This window comes from Parabacteroides sp. Marseille-P3160 (assembly GCF_900162725.1).
GTDB lineage: Bacteria > Bacteroidota > Bacteroidia > Bacteroidales > Tannerellaceae > Marseille-P3160.
Genome location: NZ_LT799418.1, coordinates 4,383,683 through 4,404,198, shown reverse-complemented (window position 1 = coordinate 4,404,198; position 20,516 = coordinate 4,383,683). Strand labels below are relative to the sequence as shown.

The 20,516-nt window shown below is 47.9% G+C and carries 16 protein-coding genes; all 16 read right to left on the bottom strand.

The genetic code is table 11. The features are described 5' to 3' along the window. Window positions 1-6 precede the first annotated feature (6 nt). Window positions 7-735, bottom strand: a complete 729-nt coding sequence (locus BQ8014_RS17630; RefSeq protein ID WP_080905503.1) for a cell division protein FtsQ/DivIB — start codon at window positions 733-735, stop codon at window positions 7-9. After that, the gene (gene murC / locus BQ8014_RS17625; RefSeq protein ID WP_080905502.1) at window positions 732-2,108 is read right to left on the bottom strand and encodes a UDP-N-acetylmuramate--L-alanine ligase; all 1,377 of its coding nucleotides are present in this window, start codon (window positions 2,106-2,108) and stop codon (window positions 732-734) included. The genes BQ8014_RS17630 and murC overlap by 4 nt, the downstream gene beginning before the upstream one ends. Next, entirely contained in the window at window positions 2,089-3,225 is a 1,137-nt protein-coding gene (gene murG, locus BQ8014_RS17620; protein WP_080905501.1) for an undecaprenyldiphospho-muramoylpentapeptide beta-N-acetylglucosaminyltransferase, read from the bottom strand. The genes murC and murG overlap by 20 nt, the downstream gene beginning before the upstream one ends. Window positions 3,226-3,259: 34 nt before the next feature. Then, window positions 3,260-4,582: an FtsW/RodA/SpoVE family cell cycle protein gene (locus BQ8014_RS17615; RefSeq protein ID WP_080905500.1), complete on the bottom strand. Its 1,323-nt coding sequence runs from the start codon at window positions 4,580-4,582 to the stop codon at window positions 3,260-3,262. 13 nt (window positions 4,583-4,595) lie between these two features. Further along, the gene (gene murD / locus BQ8014_RS17610; protein ID WP_080905499.1) at window positions 4,596-5,933 is read right to left on the bottom strand and encodes a UDP-N-acetylmuramoyl-L-alanine--D-glutamate ligase; all 1,338 of its coding nucleotides are present in this window, start codon (window positions 5,931-5,933) and stop codon (window positions 4,596-4,598) included. Between the two features lies 1 nt (window position 5,934). Continuing rightward, window positions 5,935-7,194 carry a phospho-N-acetylmuramoyl-pentapeptide-transferase gene (gene mraY, locus BQ8014_RS17605; RefSeq protein WP_080905498.1) on the bottom strand — a complete coding sequence of 420 codons (1,260 nt, stop codon included), beginning with the start codon at window positions 7,192-7,194 and terminating at the stop codon, window positions 5,935-5,937. 14 nt (window positions 7,195-7,208) lie between these two features. Continuing rightward, window positions 7,209-8,669: a UDP-N-acetylmuramoyl-L-alanyl-D-glutamate--2,6-diaminopimelate ligase gene (locus BQ8014_RS17600; RefSeq protein ID WP_080905497.1), complete on the bottom strand. Its 1,461-nt coding sequence runs from the start codon at window positions 8,667-8,669 to the stop codon at window positions 7,209-7,211. 18 nt (window positions 8,670-8,687) lie between these two features. Further along, the gene (locus tag BQ8014_RS17595) at window positions 8,688-10,862 is read right to left on the bottom strand and encodes a penicillin-binding protein (protein ID WP_080905496.1); all 2,175 of its coding nucleotides are present in this window, start codon (window positions 10,860-10,862) and stop codon (window positions 8,688-8,690) included. A gap of 4 nt (window positions 10,863-10,866) precedes the next feature. Next, on the bottom strand, window positions 10,867-11,226 hold the full coding sequence (locus BQ8014_RS17590) for an FtsL-like putative cell division protein (protein WP_080905495.1): 360 nt from the start codon (window positions 11,224-11,226) through the stop codon (window positions 10,867-10,869). An 11-nt stretch (window positions 11,227-11,237) separates the two neighbouring features. Continuing rightward, window positions 11,238-12,158 (bottom strand): 16S rRNA (cytosine(1402)-N(4))-methyltransferase RsmH, encoded by a 921-nt coding sequence (rsmH, locus tag BQ8014_RS17585; RefSeq protein WP_080905494.1) that lies wholly within the window; start codon window positions 12,156-12,158, stop codon window positions 11,238-11,240. 420 nt (window positions 12,159-12,578) lie between these two features. After that, complete coding sequence (locus tag BQ8014_RS17575; protein ID WP_080905492.1) at window positions 12,579-15,305, bottom strand: calcium-translocating P-type ATPase, PMCA-type; 2,727 nt, start codon at window positions 15,303-15,305, stop codon at window positions 12,579-12,581. Window positions 15,306-15,554: 249 nt separating this feature from the next. Further along, window positions 15,555-16,415, bottom strand: coding sequence for an Rpn family recombination-promoting nuclease/putative transposase (locus BQ8014_RS17565; RefSeq protein WP_080905490.1), 861 nt, complete (start codon window positions 16,413-16,415; stop codon window positions 15,555-15,557). A 157-nt stretch (window positions 16,416-16,572) separates the two neighbouring features. Beyond that, a complete protein-coding gene (locus BQ8014_RS17560) occupies window positions 16,573-17,409 on the bottom strand; it encodes an Rpn family recombination-promoting nuclease/putative transposase (protein WP_080905489.1) in 837 nt (278 codons plus the stop codon). Window positions 17,410-17,566: 157 nt separating this feature from the next. Continuing rightward, entirely contained in the window at window positions 17,567-18,403 is an 837-nt protein-coding gene (locus BQ8014_RS17555; protein ID WP_080905486.1) for an Rpn family recombination-promoting nuclease/putative transposase, read from the bottom strand. 157 nt (window positions 18,404-18,560) lie between these two features. After that, window positions 18,561-19,397, bottom strand: a complete 837-nt coding sequence (locus BQ8014_RS17550; RefSeq protein WP_080905486.1) for an Rpn family recombination-promoting nuclease/putative transposase — start codon at window positions 19,395-19,397, stop codon at window positions 18,561-18,563. Window positions 19,398-19,554: 157 nt separating this feature from the next. Next, window positions 19,555-20,427 (bottom strand): Rpn family recombination-promoting nuclease/putative transposase, encoded by an 873-nt coding sequence (locus BQ8014_RS17545; protein ID WP_080905488.1) that lies wholly within the window; start codon window positions 20,425-20,427, stop codon window positions 19,555-19,557. Window positions 20,428-20,516 lie beyond the last annotated feature (89 nt).

Below are 20,516 nucleotides of genomic sequence, written 5' to 3'. Positions count from 1 at the left end.
ATTCTCTTATTTTTTAGTGCAAACAATCTGATTCTTGTACTTTAAATCGATCAGGCTGTATTTCTCCCATCCTACTTTCGGGATGGCTTGCTCGTAAAATAACTTCAGATTCGCCAGTTTCTCTTCGAAATCGGTGAATGCGCCCAGACGGATCCGGAAATCTCCCACACGAGGAATTAACTCCACTTCCCCGTCCGGATGAACAAATATCTGATCGATTTGATCGTTCCAAAAATCATTCTCTCGCAAAAATAATGCAAATTTATATAAGTCAGTCATTGCTAACTCTTTTTCTACATTACCCGTGGCAATAGGGACATGGACAACATATCGCTGGCTAACAGGCATCAGGCTGCCATTGTTATCCACGTAGAAATTGCCGTAATTGCCTATTACCCGCAAGATAGGCATTTTTTGTCTTATTTCAAGTTTAATATAGCCGGAAGGTGTTTTATAAGCCTCAATATTGGCAATCATTTCGTTTTTCAGCAATTCCGTTTCGATCCGGTCCGTATTCACTTTTGCCAGCGGCTTTTTAATCGGATTCAAGCCGGCTCCCCTGAGCAGGGAGAGAATATCCGACTCGCTGACAAAGTGTTTATCCAGGCTGTCTTTTACTTCCACTATCACGTCTTTGCAATTTCCCGGCTCTCTTCTTTGATAGAAAAAGAGGGAAGCTGCCAGAAGATAGCAGAAGAAAAGCGTTGAAACGATGATGCTGATTACCCGCGTCATTTTCTTTCTATGATTTCTTTAACTGGTTCGACCAACTGTTCGATATCGCCGGCTCCAAGCATTAGAAGCACTTCGTAGTTTTCGTTCGAGATAATGGAAAGAAGTTGTTCTTTCGAGCATAATTGTTTTTTCGGAATGGTTACTTTATCGAATATGATCCGGGAGGTAACCCCGGGAATCGGTTCTTCCCGCGCCGGATAGATATCCAGCAGGATCAGTTCGTCCAGATGGGAGAGGCTTCTCGCAAAGTCGGCGGCAAAATCCCGGGTACGTGAATAAAGATGGGGCTGGAAGATACCCGTCACCTTTTTTCCCGGATACAGTTCCTTGACCGACCGGATGCTTGCCTCCAATTCAGCCGGATGATGAGCATAGTCGTCTATTAGTACAATATTGTCTTTCTTCAGATGAATGTCGAACCGGCGTTTAGCTCCGGGAAAGCTTGCCATTCCTTTTTTGATCTCTTCCGGCGTTACGCCGTTCAGCCAGGCAATGGCGATCGCGGCGATTCCGTTCTCGATATTGATCTTTACCGGGACGCCGAGCTGAATTCGCTCGATACGTACGTTCGGTCCTACAAAATCAAAATAAATTTCGCCCTTTTCGACACTGATACGCTCTGCATGAAAGTCGGCATTCTCCGTGGCCGAATAGCTGTAGAGTTTCACGTTCGGCTGCAACTGTGGAGTGATGCGCACCCCTTTCTTGAGCAAAAGCACTCCACCCGGCCGGATGAGGGGAGTGAACTTCTCAAAGCTAGCTCGATAAGCTTCCGGCGTACCATAAATATCCAGATGATCCGGATCGGCTGAAGTTACAACAGCCATATACGGCGTCAGCCAATGAAAAGAGCGGTCGTATTCGTCAGCCTCTATAACCACCAGGTCACTGCGGTCGGACAGCATCAGATTGCTGTCATATTCTTTGAGTATCCCTCCCAGGAAGGCATTGCAGTCCACGTGTGACTGTTTTAATAAATGGGCAATCATCGACGAGGTCGTGGTCTTCCCGTGGGTTCCGGCGACGCATAGCCCCCGTTCGTGGCGTGTGATCAGGCCCAGGGCTTGCGCCCGTTTCATGATTTCAAAGCCTTGCTTCCGGAAATACAGCAGTTCCGTATGCGATTCCGGTACTGCCGGCGTATAAATAACCAGTGTCTCTTCCTTGACTTTGAAGTCAGCCGGTATCAGATCCAAATCGTCAGTGTAATGAAGCGCCGCCCCTTCCTGTTCCAGTTGGGAGGTTAATTCGCTCGGCGTACGGTCATAGCCTCCGACTTTTTTCCCTTTGGAGAGGAAATACCGGATCAGGGCGCTCATGCCGATTCCTCCTGCGCCGATAAAATAAATCGCTTTAATTTTTTGAAGATCCATTCTTATCCTTTCTTTCTTTATCTATGATCCGGACGATTTCGTCCACTATATTTTCCGCACTATGGGGCTTGCCCAGCAGGGCGATCTGTTTACTTAACGATTGTAATAGGGTGTCATCCGAAAGTGTTTCCACCGCTTTGGGAACCAGTTGTTCCCTGGCGTCTGCATCGGCAATCAGAATCGCCCCTCCCTTATCCGCCACACTCCGGGCATTTTTTGTCTGGTGGTCCTCCGCCACATTGGGAGAAGGAACCAAGATGGCAGGCTTTTTCAGCAGGCAAAGTTCCGAAATCGAGCTGGCTCCCGCGCGGGAAACTACCAGATCAGCCGCTGCATAGGCGTAATCCATCCGCGAAATGAAATCGGAGCACCAGATGGAATCCTTCGGAAAATCTTTCAGAAATGTCTGTACTTGTTCTTTATAATACCGTCCGGTTTGCCAGATGATTTGGATGCCTGCTTCCAGCAAAAGATTGAGATGAGTCTCTATGCTCTGGTTGATCGTGCGGGCTCCCAGGCTTCCGCCTACGACAAGCAATGTCTTTTTTCCCGGGGATAAGCTGAAGTAGGCCAATGCCGCCTCTTTCCTGTCCAGCGCCTCTTCCAGATCCGGGCGCACCGGATTGCCGGTCAGTACGATTTTATCGGCAGGAAAGAACCGTTCCATCCCCTCATAAGCGACACATATTTTGGAAACGCGTTTGGCCAACAGTTTATTCGTAACGCCCGCATAGGAATTCTGCTCCTGAATTAAGGTTGGAATGCCGAACGAAGTGGCTGCCCATAAGGTCGGCCCGCTGGCATAGCCACCTACGCCGATTACGATGTCCGGTTGGAAGGAGCGAACCGTCTGTCTGGCCAAATTCAGGCTCTTGAACAGTTTCAGGAGGACGCTGACATTCGCAAAAAGATGCGAGCGGTCGAATCCTTTCACCGGAAGGCCGATAATTTTATATCCGGCGGCCGGCACCTTTTCCATCTCCATCCTGTCTTCCGCCCCTACAAAAAGGATCTCCGCATCCGGAAATCTCCTTTTAAACGTATTCGCGATAGCAACGGCGGGAAAAATATGTCCCCCGGTACCTCCGCCGCTTATGATGATTCGATAAGAACTCATGTTTGTTTTTTCTTTATTTATAACATCCGTCCTGTCAGCTTTGATTCGCTTTTGAGGGTGGATTTACCGCTTTAAGCGGATTTTTCTCGATTATTTCATAGATTTCCGAATCTTCTTCTTCTGTAGCAACAGGTAAATCTTGCTGTCCGGGATCCGGCCCTGTCTGATTTTCTTCCTTTTCCTCTTCACTTTCCTCATCCATTCCGATACCTTCTGCATAGCGACTGATACTGAGAATGATTCCAAAATAAACGCAGGAAATCATGGTCGAGGTTCCTCCCCTGCTGATTAACGGGAGGGGCTGACCGGTGACGGGAATCAGGTTGACCGCTACAGCCATATTGGCGATTGCTTGCACGACTATCAATAATCCGCAACCTAATACCAGGTATTTGGGAAATAGTTTATCACATTTCTTTGCGATCATGCCGACCCGGATCAGGAGCATGACATAGAGTAATAAAACGAAGAATCCTCCGATCAGCCCTAATTCCTCGATAATGATAGCGTATATAAAGTCGGAATAGGCCTGCGGCAGGAAATCCCGTTGTAGGCTATGTCCCGGCAACCTTCCGAAAACACCTCCCCGGACAATGGCGATCTTCGCATGAGAGACCTGGTAGTTGTCGTCGTTGATCACGTAAGTGTCTCCGTCTTCAGCCTTGTTCTCATGTTTCGTAAAATCGACCACGCGCTCTTTCCATGTCGCCGCCCGGGAGAAATATTTGGAAAAGACTCCTTCCGGAACGAAATACAGTACAGCGATAAAAGCGACTAGTGCAACAGCCAGAACGATAGCTACTTTCCCTAATTTTACCAGCGGCAATTGTCCGATAAACATCATCAGGAAACAGACCCCGAAGAGCATAAAGGCCGTGGAGAAATTCTCGGGAAGGATCAGGAAGCAGGTCACGCCTATGCCGATCAGTATGTATTTAAGCGATTTCTCGTCTGTGAATTTAACCCGTTTGCTGAGAATGAAAGAAACAAAGACAATACAAGCCAATTTAGCAAACTCGGAGGGTTGAAATTGGAATCCGAAGATCTCTAACCAGCGGTGGGCATCATTGGCGCGTACTCCTACAAAGGGAGTGATCAGCAACATAAAGATGGAAATCGGCAGCAGGAGAATGATAAGGGAAAAGTACCGGTAAGGAATATTATGCAGGAGCAGCACCAAAAAGAAACCGCCTAAAAGGAAAGAAGCGTGCCGGACGATCGGAGTCCAGAAATAAGCGTTCTTATAGGCAATCGTGCTGGTTGCGCTGAAGACCTCCGTGACTGAAATCAGGCATAGGAACATGAATATGACCCATATTACCCGGTCCCCCTTGAATAGTTTACTTGCCAAATCCATTCTTTGTCTCTCTCTATAAATTACGTACGCAGTTTTTGAATTGCTCGCCCCGGTCTTCGTAGTTCTTGAACAAGTCGAAACTGGCGCAGCAGGGAGATAGAAGAACCGTATCACCTTTCTGGGCTGATTGATAGGCTAGGCGTACCGCTTCTTCCATAGAGCGGGCGTCGGCAATCCGTGCCACTTTTCCGTCGAAGAATGTATGGAGCTTGGCGTTGTCGACGCCGAGAAAGATCAACGTGTGCACTTTTTTCTTGACAAGGGCCTCGATCTCCGAATAGTCATTTCCTTTGTCTGTTCCCCCGAGGATCAATACGATTTTGGTATTTACGCTTAGCAGGGCATACCAGCAGGAATTGACGTTTGTCGCTTTCGAATCGTTGATATATTCTACGCCGCGGATACGGGCGACCCGTTCCAACCGGTGTTCCACCCCGGTAAAATCGCTTAATGATTCCCTGATCTTGTCGTTTTGTATATCCACTACTTTGGCGGCAATACCTGCAGCCAGGGAATTATACAAATTATGCGTGCCGTTGAGCGCTAACAAATCTTGTTCCATCATAAAGGTTCCATTCGTTGTTTTTATAATTAACTCTTTGTTTTCCGTATAGCCTTTGACACCCGGCTCGAAAGTCTCTGCAAACGGGTAAAGGGTGGCTTCCGGATGTCTTTTCTCTATTTCCTTTTTGATCACCGGGTCGTCATTCCAGAAGATAAAGGCGTCTTTTGCCGTTTGGTTCTGAAGGATGCGGAATTTGGCATCCACATAATTCTGAAATTCGTAATTATAGCGGTCCAGGTGATCCGGAGTAATGTTCAGCAAGATGGCAATGTCCGCTTTGAACCGATACATATTGTCCAATTGGAAACTGCTTAGTTCAATGACATAATAGGGGTGAGGATCGACAGCCACCTGCAGGGCGAGGCTATTGCCTACATTGCCGGCCAGGCCTACGTCCAGTCCGCCCTGTTTCAGAATATGCCAGGTCAGCATGGTTGTCGTCGTCTTTCCATTGCTTCCTGTGATGCAAATCATTTTGGAATCCGTGTATCTTCCGGCCAGCTCGATTTCGGAGATAACCGGAGTCTGCTGTTCCCTCAACGCCTTAATGATCGGTGCCTTGTCGGGGATTCCCGGGCTCTTGACAACTTCGGAGGCATTTAAAATCAGCTCGGAAGTGTGTTTTCCTTCCTCCCAAGGTATCTTGTACTTGTTTAGTAAATCCTTGTATTTAGGTTGAATAGAAGCATTGTCCGATAAAAAGACATCAAATCCTTTTATCTTAGCAAGAACTGCTGCGCCCGTTCCGCTTTCGCCTCCTCCTAAAATCACAATTCTCTTTTCCATCTTATCGCATTTTTAACGTTACAATGGTGATGACGGCCAGGATAATCCCGATGAGCCAGAAACGCACGACAATCTTTGATTCCGGAACTACGTTGAATGGCTTTTGTATCAGAGCCTGAATGCCTGCATTCCCAGGTTTCTGGAAATGATGATGCAGAGGAGTCATCTTGAATATCCGGCGTCCTTCGCCATATTTTCGTTTGGTATATCTAAAATAAAAGACCTGTATCATGACGCTGAGGCTTTCCACGAGAAAGATACCACAAAGTATGGGAATCAGCAATTCCTTACGAATAATTATTGCATAGACTGCAATAATCCCTCCCAGAGTCAGGCTCCCCGTATCTCCCATGAATACCTGGGCAGGATAGGAGTTGTACCACAGGAAACCGACCGTCGCCCCGATGAATGCCGCGGCAAAGATCACCAGTTCTTCTGCTCCGGGAATAAACATGATGTTCAGGAAGGAGGAAAATTCCAAGTGGGAAGACATATAAGCCAGAATACCCAGCGCTACGCCGATGATGGCCGAACTACCTGCCGCCAGGCCGTCCAGCCCATCGGTCAGGTTGGCTCCGTTCGATACAGCCGTTACGATAAAGATGACGGCCAGTACGAACAGTATCCAGACCGCTATTTCCTGGTATTTCCCTGTCCACCGGACTAAGGACGAATAATCGAAATTATTGTTTTTCATGAAAGGGATAGTCGTCTTCATCGACTTTGTTTCCGCCGGATGAATCCGTACGTCCTCGATGACGTTGCCTTTGACCACTTCCACATTTTCGCGAATCACTACGTCCGGGGAGAAATAGAGCGTTATGCCGACGATCAATCCCAGGCCGACTTGTCCGATGATCTTAAACCGTCCGTGTAATCCTTCCTTATCTTTCTTGAATACCTTGATATAATCGTCTGCAAAGCCCAAGGCGCCGAGCCAGAGGGTCGTGGTGATCATCAGAATGATGTAAATATTGTCCAGACGCGTACAAAGCAATACCGGGATCAGGATGGCAATAATGATGATGATTCCTCCCATGGTGGGGGTTCCTTTTTTGCTCATTTGTCCTTCGAGACCCAAGTTGCGGACGCTTTCTCCGATCTGCATCACCTGCAGTTTGTTGATGATACGGCGCCCGATAGCCGTCGAAATGAACAGGGAGAGGATTAGAGCCAGTCCCGAACGAAAAGATACATACTTAAACATGCCGCTTCCCGGAATGTCAAACTGGTCTAAATAATGGAATAGATAATATAACATACCTTTCTTTTTTCTTAGTGTTGGGTTGAGAAAATAGTTCGTAATTTCTCCCGGTCGTCAAAAGGATGCTTTACTCCTTTGATCTCCTGGTAATCCTCATGCCCCTTACCGGCGACGAGGATCACATCGCCCTCTTTAGCTAATGCCGCAGCCGTACGGATGGCTTGGGTACGGTCGGTGATACATAAGACTTTCTCCTTATCTTTCTCGCCGACACCTTCCATCATATCCCGGATAATGGCGTCCGGCTCTTCAAAACGGGGATTGTCGGAAGTCAGGATAACCTGGTCGCTGAGTTTTACGGCTTCTTTCGCCATCAGCGGACGTTTTCCCTTATCCCGGTTTCCACCGGCTCCTACGACGGTGATGATTTTTCCCCGTCCGTTTAATAAGCCATGGATGCCGTTCAATACATTGGTCAGGGCGTCCGGCGTGTGGGCGTAATCCACAATAGCCCGATAACCGAGAGGGGACGGTATTGTTTCGAAACGTCCGGCTACCGGAACCAGATTGCTCATCTTCAGCAATACTTTATCCGGTTCTTCTCCGAGGGAAATGGCTGCGCCGTATACCGCCAGCAGGTTGTAAGCGTTGAACCGTCCTACAAACCGGACGAATACTTCTTTCCCGTTTATGACCAGATCCATACCTTCGAAATGAGATTCCAGGATTTTACCCTTGAAATCCGCTAGTGTCTGCAAGGAATAAGAGAGTTTCCGGGCGGCCGTATTTTGCAACATCACCCATCCGGACTTATCGTCCGCATTGGTCAGGGCGAAGGCGGAAGCCGGTAATCCGTCGAAGAATTTCTTTTTTGCCTTCAGGTAATTCTCTACTGTTTTATGGTAATCCAGATGGTCCCGCGTCAAGTTGGTAAAGATCCCTCCGTTAAAGTCCAGCCCGCTGATCCTTTCCTGGTCGATTGCGTGGGAACTGACCTCCATAAAGGCATGTGTACATCCGGCCTCTACCATTTGTGCCAATAAGGAATGCATAGTGATGGCATCCGGAGTCGTATGTTCGGTCGGGATAGCCCGGGAATCAATATAATTGCAAACGGTGGAAAGCAGTCCCACCTTATATCCCAACGCCCGGAATAATTCGTAAAGCAAGGTGGCGACCGTTGTCTTTCCGTTGGTTCCTGTTACGCCTACCAGCGTCAGTTTTTCCGAAGGGCGTCCGAACCATTCCGAAACGAGATGGCCTAACGCTTTGGCTGAATCCTTGACGACAATATATGGGACGTGTTGCAGGCTGCCATCCGGTATTTCTTCGCAGACAATGGCTGCGGCTCCTTTTTCCCAAGCGCTGCCTATATAGTTGTGCCCGTCAACGGCTGTACCTCTTACCGCTACAAATAGATTTCCGGGCTTGACGGCTCTCGAATCCGACTGTACGCCCGTTATTTCCACCGCATCGGACGCTCCTGCGGACGATACGGTTTCTATCGCTTGAATCAATTCTTTTAGTTTCATTTCCTGATTCTTTTATTTTTATTTGAGTGTCAATCCTACAGTTTGTCCTCTGACCACGCGATGTCCGGGAGGCAGCGTTTGGGAAGTTACCTTGCCCATTCCGGATAGGGAAACCCGCAATCCGGCGCTTTCCATAACATAGACCGCATCCTTGGCTCCCATGCCTACGACATTAGGTACCAGTCCTTTGTTCAGAGGGACATCCCTCAGTTGTAGCTCCAAACTATCTCTTTTTACCATTACCCAATCGCTTTCTACGCTATCCGCATTGAAATCGATCCGTAACTTCCCGAGAACTTTCTTTAATGCACTGGTTTCCCCCCCTTTGGCATGGGGAAGAAGTACCGCCATAGAATCCCGTTCCATCTTTTTTATATCCGAAGGCATCCGGCTGGCGAAGATCCGCTCGGCTATCGTCTTGACGACAGCGCCGGACATTGTTCCTCCCGACGGATAGCCGATGCGGGGGCGCCGGATGACGACGATGCAGGAATAAAGCGGATTGTCCGCAGGAAAATAGCCGCAGAAAGATACCTGGTGCGATTTCCCCGAAGCGGTATAACTACCCCCCGTTGCAATCTGCGCTGTTCCGGTCTTTCCCGCAATACGGATCACATCCGAATATACTGCTTTTCCCGTTCCGTTTTCGACAACACCCAGCAGCATGTTCTTAATGATGGCAAGGGTATGACTGGTACAAATCGTCGATTTGATGACCGTAGGGGAAAACTTTTCGATTGTTTTGCCGTTCTTTTGTATTTCTTTGGTAAACATCGGGCGCATCATTTTCCCGTCATTGGCAATTGCGTTAAAGAATGCAAGTGTGTTGATCGGAGGGATCTGTGTTTCGTAACCAAAAGACATCCATGGTAACGTCGTCTTTGCCCAGTAACGCGTACTGTCGTTCGGCATACGGATCTTGGCGCGGCCCGCTCCGGGTATCTCTATATGCAGGTCGGCGTTCATTCCGATGCGATAAAGGCCTTCCACAAACTTGGTCGGATTGTTTTCATAGCCTTTCAGTATGGTTTTGGCCACCCCGATGTTAGAGGAAAACCAGATGGCTTCTTCCACGGATATCCGTCCGTATCCTCCCTTATTCATGTTGTGGTCCGTCATCCGTGCACCTTTATACATGAAGATGCCATTTCCTACGTCTACGGTATCGCTGGGCTGACAAACGCCATCTTCCAGGGCAACCATAATGGAGGCGACTTTGAACGTCGATCCGGGTTCGATTTCATCGGCTACCGCATGGTTTTTAGTCTCTGCATAGACGCCCTCCCGGATGCGGGCCATGTTTGTGATACTCTTGACCTCTCCGGTCTTGACTTCCATTACGACCGCCGTGCCGGATTCTGCATCGATAGATTTCAGCATATCGACCAGGGCTTTCTCCGTAATATCCTGAATGTCTATGTCGATTGTCGTGACGACATCCATCCCGTCGATCGGTTCGATTTCAATGACATTCGTCCAGCCTCCGCCCAGGCGGCGAACCGAACTGAGTCCCGCCTCCCCCCGGAGCAGGGAATCGTATTGTAACTCGAGGCCGTTCTTTCCTTTCGTCGTTCCGCTCTCCTCTATCTCGCCGTAGATATCACCGATGGTACGGGATGCCAAAGAACCGAAAGGTTTCTGGCGTTGCACCATTTCCTTGGTGTAGAATCCGCTCCGGTAACGGTTGTAGCGGAGGAACGGATAGGTTTTCAGCTCTTTCAGGTCGGTGTAGGATATGCGTCCTTCAAATAAGGGATACTGGCGGCTTTTCGATTTCAGGCCCCGGAGTAGATGGGACTTATAGCCGGCTACGGTCTTATTCTTCAGCTTCTGTGACAGATAGACGGATAAAGAATCCACTCCGTCGGTTTTGGAATAGAGGAAAGAGTCCACAAGAAAACCGTCGGCGCCGAAATCGATATAGGTATAATAGCGCGGCACACTGGTAGCCATCAACTGCCTGTCGCAGGAATAAATATTCCCTCGTCCGGGAAGAACCAGGCGGTTCGGTCTCTTTTGGCTTTCCGCCACTTTTTCCCATTTTTCCCGTTCTATAAAAGCGGTTGTGATTGCTTTTACCACAATGCCGGCGATCGGTATCGCCAATAAAAGTACGACGATAGCGTATCGGACCAAGATGCGATTCTTGCTCTTTTCTTCTGCTTGTGTTTCTTTTTCTTCTTCCTCCGCCATGCTTTTACTTATGCAGTTGGTAGGGAGGCGTCTTGGCCCCCTCCAATTCAATGCCTTGTTCTTCTATTAATTGTTCAATCTGGGACGGCCTGCTGTTGCCAGTCAGTTCCGAAGAAATGGATAAATGTTCGAATTTGATATCTCTCAGTTGCTGTTGCAGACGGTCGATTTCCCTTAGCTTTTGCATGCAGGTATATCGGTTCCCGATAAAAAAGAAGATAAGGATAACGACCAGTACGATCATGCGGGTATGCCTGACGATAAAATCCTCTTTCAAGATGCCTCCGCCTAAGATATAAAGGGGGGAGAAGCGCTTTTCCTTCTTCCTTTTCGTCTTTTTCTGTTGTCGTGTTTCGTCCGCCATCTCTTTCTTTTTTACTTCTTTTCCGCAATCCGCAGCTTGGCGCTTCGGGAACGTGGATTTCTCTCTATTTCCTCATCTGCCGGGATTATTACCTTATTATTTATGGAGCGAAAGGGAGTCAGGAAGTTTCCGTAGAAATCTTGCTCGCTTTTACCTTCGAAGTTCCCGGTTTTAATGAAGTTTTTCACCAATCGGTCTTCCAGGGAGTGATAGGTAATGACGACCAACCGCCCCCCCGGTTTCAGCACCTGCAGCGCCTGTTGAAGCATTTCACGCAGGGCGCGCATTTCGTCATTCACTTCGATGCGGAGCGCTTGGAAAACTTGTGCCAGGAATTTTTTTTCTTTTTCTTTGCCGGTAAAAGGTTTGGCGGCCTCTATCAGATCGTTGCTTGTGGTGAAAGAAGAGGCATTTCGTGCAGAGACAACTGCCGAAGCCAGCTTTCTTGCTGATTTCAGTTCCCCGTATAGGTAGAAGACATCGGCCAAAGCCGTTTCTGTGTAAGTGTTTAGTATGTCCGCCGCCGTTTTCCCCGCCCGGTTATTCATCCGCATATTCAGGGAACCGTCAAAGCGGAAAGAGAAACCACGTTCCCGGTCATCAAAATGATGGGAGGATACTCCTAAATCTGCCAGGACTCCTTCTATGCCGTCGTCCTTTATTCCATAATAATGCAGGTAATTCTGTAAAAAACGGAAATTGCCTCTAACGAAAGTAAATCGGCTGTCTTCAGGTATATTCTTCTCGGCATCGGCATCTTGGTCGAACCCGAAAAGTTTCCCTTCCGGCCCCAGACGTTCCAGAATGCCACGGGAATGTCCTCCTCCTCCGAAGGTTACGTCTACGTAAACGCCGGAAGGCTGTATGGCAAGTCCCGCCAGACTTTCCTGTAATAAAACCGGTATATGATAGTCAATTTCTTTCTCACTCATATTTAAACCTGTGTGTCTGAACAAGACTGTTTTTCCCGATGGAAAACAATCTTGCTTTTAAGGGGGTAAAATTACACATTTCCACACTTTTATCTTTTGTTTTCTAAAGATATTCTACAAAAAGTTTTCAACAAGCCTTCTTCGCAATTTTACCTTTTTCTGTATGAACAGCTTCTCGAATGGAATTGTTTTGTCGTTCCGGAAATGTATGCCTCCGCCATCTGCGGGTCTATGCAGACGGAATATCTCCTGCGTATAGGAAATCAGTATGTTTTGCAGATAATCATTTTTTATTAATTAAAGGCCTTTTAGATAAAGCGAGCATTAACTAATCAAACTTTTATAAATAAATCACGCCAACGAAACATACAGATGTTTCACCGGCGTGATTTTTCTTTTCCGGCAACGCCGGTTTTTCATTTATTTTTTATTCCATTTCCGAAATAGGCGATCGATCTCTCCTACCCAGAGGATCAACGAGGTACCGGCTAATAAGACACCCCAGTCGTTCCATGTCAAAGGAACAACATTGAACATTTCTCCTCCGAAGGTGACGATCAGATATTGGCCTACCAAGATTAACAGGGCGACAACCAGGAATGTCCGGCTTGTGGAGAACTCGGCCAAAGCCGATTGGGTATCTCCGAACGCCTTGGCGTTAAATATATTCCAGAATTGAATGAAGACGAATCCTGTAAAGAAGTAGGAGAGGGAATAGGCATGCCGTTCTCCTTCCGGGATGTAGCTGAAATATTGGTTCAGATGTTCCGGATTGTTGATGTAATACAGGAATCCAATCAGGATGACAACAAAAAAGATGCCGGCTCCGAAGATATTGTATGCCATTCGTTTGCTAATGATGAAATCGCCTTTCGGGCCGCTTTTACGGGGTTTGTACCGCATTACCTTCTCGTGGGGAGGAAGCGATGCGAGCGCCGCCGCTGCGAAAGTATCCATAATGAGGTTTACCCATAACATCTGCGTGATGGTCAGCGGCGATTCCGTTCCGATCAGGGAGCCGATCAACACGATCAGGCAGGCAGAGACATTGATGGTCAACTGGAATAAGAGAAACTTTTGTATGTTTTGATAGAGCGAACGTCCCCACATGACAGCGCGGGTGATGCTGCTGAAAGAGTTGTCGAGGATCGTGATATCGCTGGCTTCCTTAGCAACCGAAGTGCCGTCTCCCATGCTAAGCCCCACCTGTGCGGCTTTCAGGGCAGGGGCGTCGTTGGTGCCGTCACCGGTGACCGCTACCACCTGATCCCGCTTCTGTAAGAGTTTTACCAACCGTTGTTTGTCCGTCGGGCGGGCGCGGCACATGATCTTCAGGTCGAGCACCCGGTCGAGCGCTTCTTTGTCGCTCAAGGCCTCAAATCCGGGGCCGGTAATGATATTCCGTTCCGTATATTCCGGTTTCCAGATGCCGATCTGGCGCGCAATTTCCCTTGCCGTACCGGGTGTGTCTCCCGTGACTATTTTTACATCGATACCGGCATTCAAACAGCTCTGGACGGCGGCCGGCACATCGGTGCGCACAGGGTCGGAGATCGCCACGATGCCAAGATAAGTGAGGTCGGTCGTATTTCTTAGCCGTCCTTCGGTAAAGAAAGCTGTGTCCTCGCCCTCTTCCACGATCTGGTAGGCGAATCCCAGCGTACGCATTGCCTGGTTCTGGTAGTCGAGCAGTTGTTTTTCAATCTCCGCCCGACTGGTTTCTACCGTTTGGTAACCGCCTCCGGTAGCCACCCGTTTGCTGTTTTTGAGGACAATTTCAGGTGCTCCTTTAACATATAGTACCTTTTTGGCCAGCAAGGGTGACTGAACCAGCGTCGCCATATATTTGCGTTCGGTGGAGAATGTCAGTTGATCCAGGACTTCGGCCTCCTGCCGGAGCTCCAGATAATCCTGACCCTGGCTATTCAGCCAGAGCAGTAAAGCCGCTTCGGTCGGATTTCCCATCGTTTTCACCTTTCCGTCCTCCGATTTTTGTAAGAAGGCGGTCGAATTGACGGAGATACCCTCTTTGATCAAGTTGCTTAAATCATCATTACCTAGCTTTTGGTCAGGAAGATTATAAAAATTCGTGCGGTAGACCTGCATCTGGTTTTGGGTTAGCGTACCGGTCTTGTCCGTACAGATAACAGTCGTAGCGCCCATCGTCTCGCAGGCGTGCATCTTGCGCACCAGGTTGTTTGTTTTCAGCATCCGGTTCATGCTCAATGCCAGACTCAGCGTAACACTCATCGGCAGCCCTTCGGGTACGGAGACCACAATCAGGGTGACTGCAATCATAAAGATATTAAGTATCTCTCCTGCCAGATCCATCCAGGATAATCCTGTCGAAGCCATCACCGCCCGAGTGAGCAAGGCGATAAAAGTAATAGCTGCGATGGTGTAGCCTGCCTTACTAATTACTCCGGCCAATCCCTTTAGTTGGATTTGCAAGGGTGTATCGATGTTATTGTCTATCTGCGAACCTTCATACACTTTTCCGTAGCCAGTGGCGTCTCCTATTTTTTCCACGATCATAACCCCGTGGCCGTCGACTACGGTCGTACCTCTCATCACTTCGTTGGAGGGATAGGTCGCATCCGGATCAAAGTCGGCTTCATGAATGGTTTTGTCAACAACCGGTTCGCCAGTCAGGGTGGATTCGTTGATTTGCATGGATACGGCTTCAATCAGTTTCCCGTCGGCGGGCACCTCTTCGCCGGTCTCCAGCACGACCCAGTCGCCGACGACGACTTCCCGTTTGGTTATTTCGGTAATCGAACCGTCGCGGATCACTTTTACCGGCGTATCGTCACTAACCGTATTTAATACGTTAAAAGCGCGGTTCGCTTTCACCTCAAAAGCGAACCCTACACCACTTGCCAGAATAATGGCAAAAAAGATACCGATCGGTTCCAGGAAGGCGCTGAATCCTTTCGCTTCCGGCCCCCAACAATGTACGCCGGCGATAATCATCGATAGGAACCAAGCTACTAATAGAATGCGGATAATAGGATCTTGAAACTTTTCCAGGAATAAAGTCCAAAGGCTGGTTTTTTCAGGTGGAGTCAAGATATTTTCTCCATATATCCTTCGACTTTCTTCTACCTGTTCGCGGTTTAGTCCGCGATGCGTTTGTTTATGCTCCATTACGTTTTGTCATCTTTAATCTGTTATGCAAATGTAATCAAACTTCTCCAAAAGCCGCGAGGCTTGGAATGCGTTTTTGTCTTCTCCCATAAAAAACGTTCTCGTTATCCGCATATCGTAAAAAATGATGGAGGTGCTGAAAAGAAAAGATATTTAAACAGGAGTAAGCGTTGGGAATATAAATGACGGACGGATTATAGACGGTAGTTATAAAAATAGCGAAGTCCGGAAAAAGACTTCGCTATTTGTTTATAACTTTTCGATTTCACCGGCGGAAAGGCCGGTGGTCCGGGCAATGAGATCGACCGGCAGGCCTTCTGCTTTCAGATTGCGGGCAACCTCTTCCAAGCCCTCCGTCCGGCCTTTTGCAAGGCCTCTGGCTTCGCCTTCTTTACGGCCTTTCTGTTCGGCATAGCTGAGGATGGCAAGGTTGTCACGGTAGACCTTGATGCTTTCGTCATATTTCTCCCGTTCCTCCTTTGTGAGAGAGGCGATGTCCACGATTTTCTCCAATCGTTCGAAGACCGACTTGCGGGCCTTAAAAGGCAATCTCTTTAATGTTTCCATATTCTTTAATACATATATCCATCGTTCGAAATCCGTTTCGCATTCTTCCTTTTCCTTTGTAAAGGAGGGAAGCTCTATAAAGATAAAACGCAGCTTGTCGCTGAATTGTTCATTCGTTTCGCGATCGGCCAGGATCACATCCGTCCGCAGCTTGTGGGGTATGTCTTCCAGACGGAAATTCATGAAGAAGACACCGTATACCGCTTTCAATCCGAACTGCCAGTCCATGCCTTTCTCGCCCTGACGAGCGACGGTGTGGGAAAGGTAGAACAAGGCGCGCTCCCGGAAGTTGATCTGCTGGCGGTTCTGCATTTCCACGATGAAATGCTCTCCTTTCTCCGTCGTGCAGTAGATGTCGTAAATCACGCCCCGGTCTCCCATGAACTCGGGCAAGAGCTCCTTGTCCAGGAAGGTGATGTCTTTGATCGCTTTTTCGCCTACTAGCAAGTCGTTCAAGAATTCAATCAGCAAATCTTTATTGATCTCCTGTCCGAAAATCTTTTTAAATCCTACATCCGTAAACGGATTGATGAATCTTGACATCGTTTTTGGGCTTTGGTTGTTCCAAAAGTAGGCATTTTAGTTGGCAAACGGAATATAAAATGGTTTTTATTTCAAGCGTTGAGAATATAAATGACGGACGGATTACAGACGGTAGTTATAAAAATAGCGAAGTCCGGAAAGAGACTTCGCTATTTGTTTATAACTTTTCGATTTCACCGGCGGAAAGGCCGGTGGCCCGGGCAATGAGATCGACCGGCAGGCCTTCCGCTTTCAGATTGCGGGCAGCCTCTTCCAAGCCCTCCGTCCGGCCTTCTTTACGGCCTTTCTGTTCGGCATAGCCGAGGACGGCAAGGTTGTCGCGGTAGACCTTGATGCTTTCGTCGTATTTCTCCCGTTCCTCCTTCGTGAGGGAGGCTATGTCCACGATTTTCTCCAATCGTTCGAAGACCGACTTGCGGGCCTTAAAAGGCAATCTCTTTAATGTTTCCATATTCTTTAATACATATATCCATCGTTCGAAATCCGTTTCGCATTCTTCCTTTTCCTTTGTAAAGGAGGGAAGCTCTATAAAGATAAAACGCAGCTTGTCGCTGAATTGTTCATTCGTTTCGCGATCGGCCAGGATCACATCCGTCCGCAGCTTGTGGGGTATGTCTTCCAGACGGAAATTCATGAAGAAGACACCGTATACCGCTTTCAATCCGAACTGCCAGTCCATGCCTTTCTCGCCCTGACGAGCGACGGTGTGGGAAAGGTAGAACAAGGCGCGCTCCCGGAAGTTGATCTGCTGGCGGTTCTGCATTTCCACGATGAAATGCTCTCCTTCCTCCGTCGTGCAGTAGATGTCGTAAATCACGCCCCGGTCTCCCATGAACTCGGGTAAGAGCTCCTTGTCCAGGAAGGTGATGTCTTTGATCGCTTTTTCGCCTACTAGCAAGTCGTTCAAGAATTCAATCAGCAAATCTTTATTGATCTCCTGTCCGAAAATCTTTTTAAATCCTACATCCGTAAACGGATTGATGAATCTTGACATCGTTTTTGGGCTTTGGTTGTTCCAAAAGTAGGCATTTTAGTTGGCAAACGGAATATAAAATGGTTTTTATTTCAAGCGTTGAGAATATAAATGACGGACGGATTACAGACGGTAGTTATAAAAATAGCGAAGTCCGGAAAGAGACTTCGCTATTTGTTTATAACTTTTCGATTTCACCGGCGGAAAGGCCGGTGGCCCGGGCAATGAGATCGACCGGCAGGCCTTCCGCTTTCAGATTGCGGGCAGCCTCTTCCAAGCCCTCCGTCCGGCCTTCTTTACGGCCTTTCTGTTCGGCATAGCCGAGGACGGCAAGGTTGTCGCGGTAGACCTTGATGCTTTCGTCGTATTTCTCCCGTTCCTCCTTCGTGAGGGAGGCTATGTCCACGATTTTCTCCAATCGTTCGAAGACCGACTTGCGGGCCTTAAAAGGCAATCTCTTTAATGTTTCCATATTCTTTAATACATATATCCATCGTTCGAAATCCGTTTCGCATTCTTCCTTTTCCTTTGTAAAGGAGGGAAGCTCTATAAAGATAAAACGCAGCTTGTCGCTGAATTGTTCATTCGTTTCGCGATCGGCCAGGATCACATCCGTCCGCAGCTTGTGGGGTATGTCTTCCAGACGGAAATTCATGAAGAAGACACCGTATACCGCTTTCAATCCGAACTGCCAGTCCATGCCTTTCTCGCCCTGACGAGCGACGGTGTGGGAAAGGTAGAACAAGGCGCGCTCCCGGAAGTTGATCTGCTGGCGGTTCTGCATTTCCACGATGAAATGCTCTCCTTTCTCCGTCGTGCAGTAGATGTCGTAAATCACGCCCCGGTCTCCCATGAACTCGGGCAAGAGCTCCTTGTCCAGGAAGGTGATGTCTTTGATCGCTTTTTCGCCTACTAGCAAGTCGTTCAAGAATTCAATCAGCAAATCTTTATTGATCTCCTGTCCGAAAATCTTTTTAAATCCTACATCCGTAAACGGATTGATGAATCTTGACATCGTTTTTGGGCTTTGGTTGTTCCAAAAGTAGGCATTTTAGTTGGCAAACGGAATATAAAATGGTTTTTATTTCAAGCGTTGAGAATATAAATGACGGACGGATTACAGACGGTAGTTATAAAAATAGCGAAGTCCGGAAAGAGACTTCGCTATTTGTTTATAACTTTTCGATTTCACCGGCGGAAAGGCCGGTGGCCCGGGCAATGAGATCGACCGGCAGGCCTTCCGCTTTCAGATTGCGGGCAGCCTCTTCCAAGCCCTCCGTCCGGCCTTCTTTACGGCCTTTCTGTTCGGCATAGCCGAGGACGGCAAGGTTGTCGCGGTAGACCTTGATGCTTTCGTCGTATTTCTCCCGTTCCTCCTTCGTGAGGGAGGCTATGTCCACGATTTTCTCCAATCGTTCGAAGACCGACTTGCGGGCCTTAAAAGGCAATCTCTTTAATGTTTCCATATTCTTTAATACATATATCCATCGTTCGAAATCCGTTTCGCATTCTTCCTTTTCCTTTGTAAAGGAGGGAAGCTCTATAAAGATAAAACGCAGCTTGTCGCTGAATTGTTCATTCGTTTCGCGATCGGCCAGGATCACATCCGTCCGCAGCTTGTGGGGTATGTCTTCCAGACGGAAATTCATGAAGAAGACACCGTATACCGCTTTCAATCCGAACTGCCAGTCCATGCCTTTCTCGCCCTGACGAGCGACGGTGTGGGAAAGGTAGAACAAGGCGCGCTCCCGGAAGTTGATCTGCTGGCGGTTCTGCATTTCCACGATGAAATGCTCTCCTTTCTCCGTCGTGCAGTAGATGTCGTAAATCACGCCCCGGTCTCCCATGAACTCGGGCAAGAGCTCCTTGTCCAGGAAGGTGATGTCTTTGATCGCTTTTTCGCCTACTAGCAAGTCGTTCAAGAATTCAATCAGCAAATCTTTATTGATCTCCTGTCCGAAAATCTTTTTAAATCCTACATCCGTAAACGGATTGATGAATCTTGACATCGTTTTTGGGCTTTGGTTGTTCCAAAAGTAGGCATTTTAATTGGCAAACAGAATATAACGTGGTTTTTATTTCAAGCGTTGGGAATATAAATGACGGACGGGTTACAGACGGTAGTTATAAAAATAGCGAAGTCCGGAAAGAGACTTCGTTATTTGTTTATAACTTTTCGATTTCGCCGGCGGAAAGGCCAGTGACCTCGGATATAAGGTCGGACGCTAGGCCTTTTGCTTTCAGATTGCGGGCAATCTTCAATTGGGTCTCTTTCAAACCTTCCGCCCGGCCTTTTGTAAGGCCTCTGGCTTCACCTTCTTTACGGCCTTTCTGTTCGGCATAGCCGAGGACGGCAAGGTTGTCGCGGTAGACCTTGATGCTTTCGTCATATTTCTCCCGTTCCTCCTTTGTGAGAGAGGCTATGTCCACGATTTTCTCCAATCGTTCGAAGACCGACTTGCGGGCCTTAAAAGGCAATCTCTTTAATGTTTCCATATTCTTTAATACATATATCCATCGTTCGAAATCCGTTTCGCATTCTTCCTTTTCCTTTGTAAAGGAGGGAAGCTCTATAAAGATAAAACGCAGCTTGTCGCTGAATTGTTCATTCGTTTCGCGATCGGCCAGGATCACATCCGTCCGCAGCTTGTGGGGTATGTCTTCCAGACGGAAATTCATGAAGAAAACACCGTATACCGCTTTCAATCCGAACTGCCAGTCCATGCCTTTCTCGCCCTGACGAGCGACGGTGTGGGAAAGGTAGAACAAGGCGCGCTCCCGGAAGTTGATCTGCTGGCGGTTCTGCATTTCCACGATGAAATGCTCTCCTTTCTCCGTCGTGCAGTAGATGTCGTAAATCACGCCCCGGTCTCCCATGAACTCGGGCAAGAGCTCCTTGTCCAGGAAGGTGATGTCTTTGATCGCTTTTTCGCCTACTAGCAAGTCGTTCAAGAATTCAATCAGCAAATCTTTATTGATCTCCTGTCCGAAAATCTTTTTAAATCCTACATCCGTAAACGGATTGATGAATCTTGACATCGTTTTTGGGCTTTGGTTGTTCCAAAAGTAGGCATTTTAGTTGGCAAACGGAATATAAAATGGTTTTTATTTCAAGCGTTGAGAATATA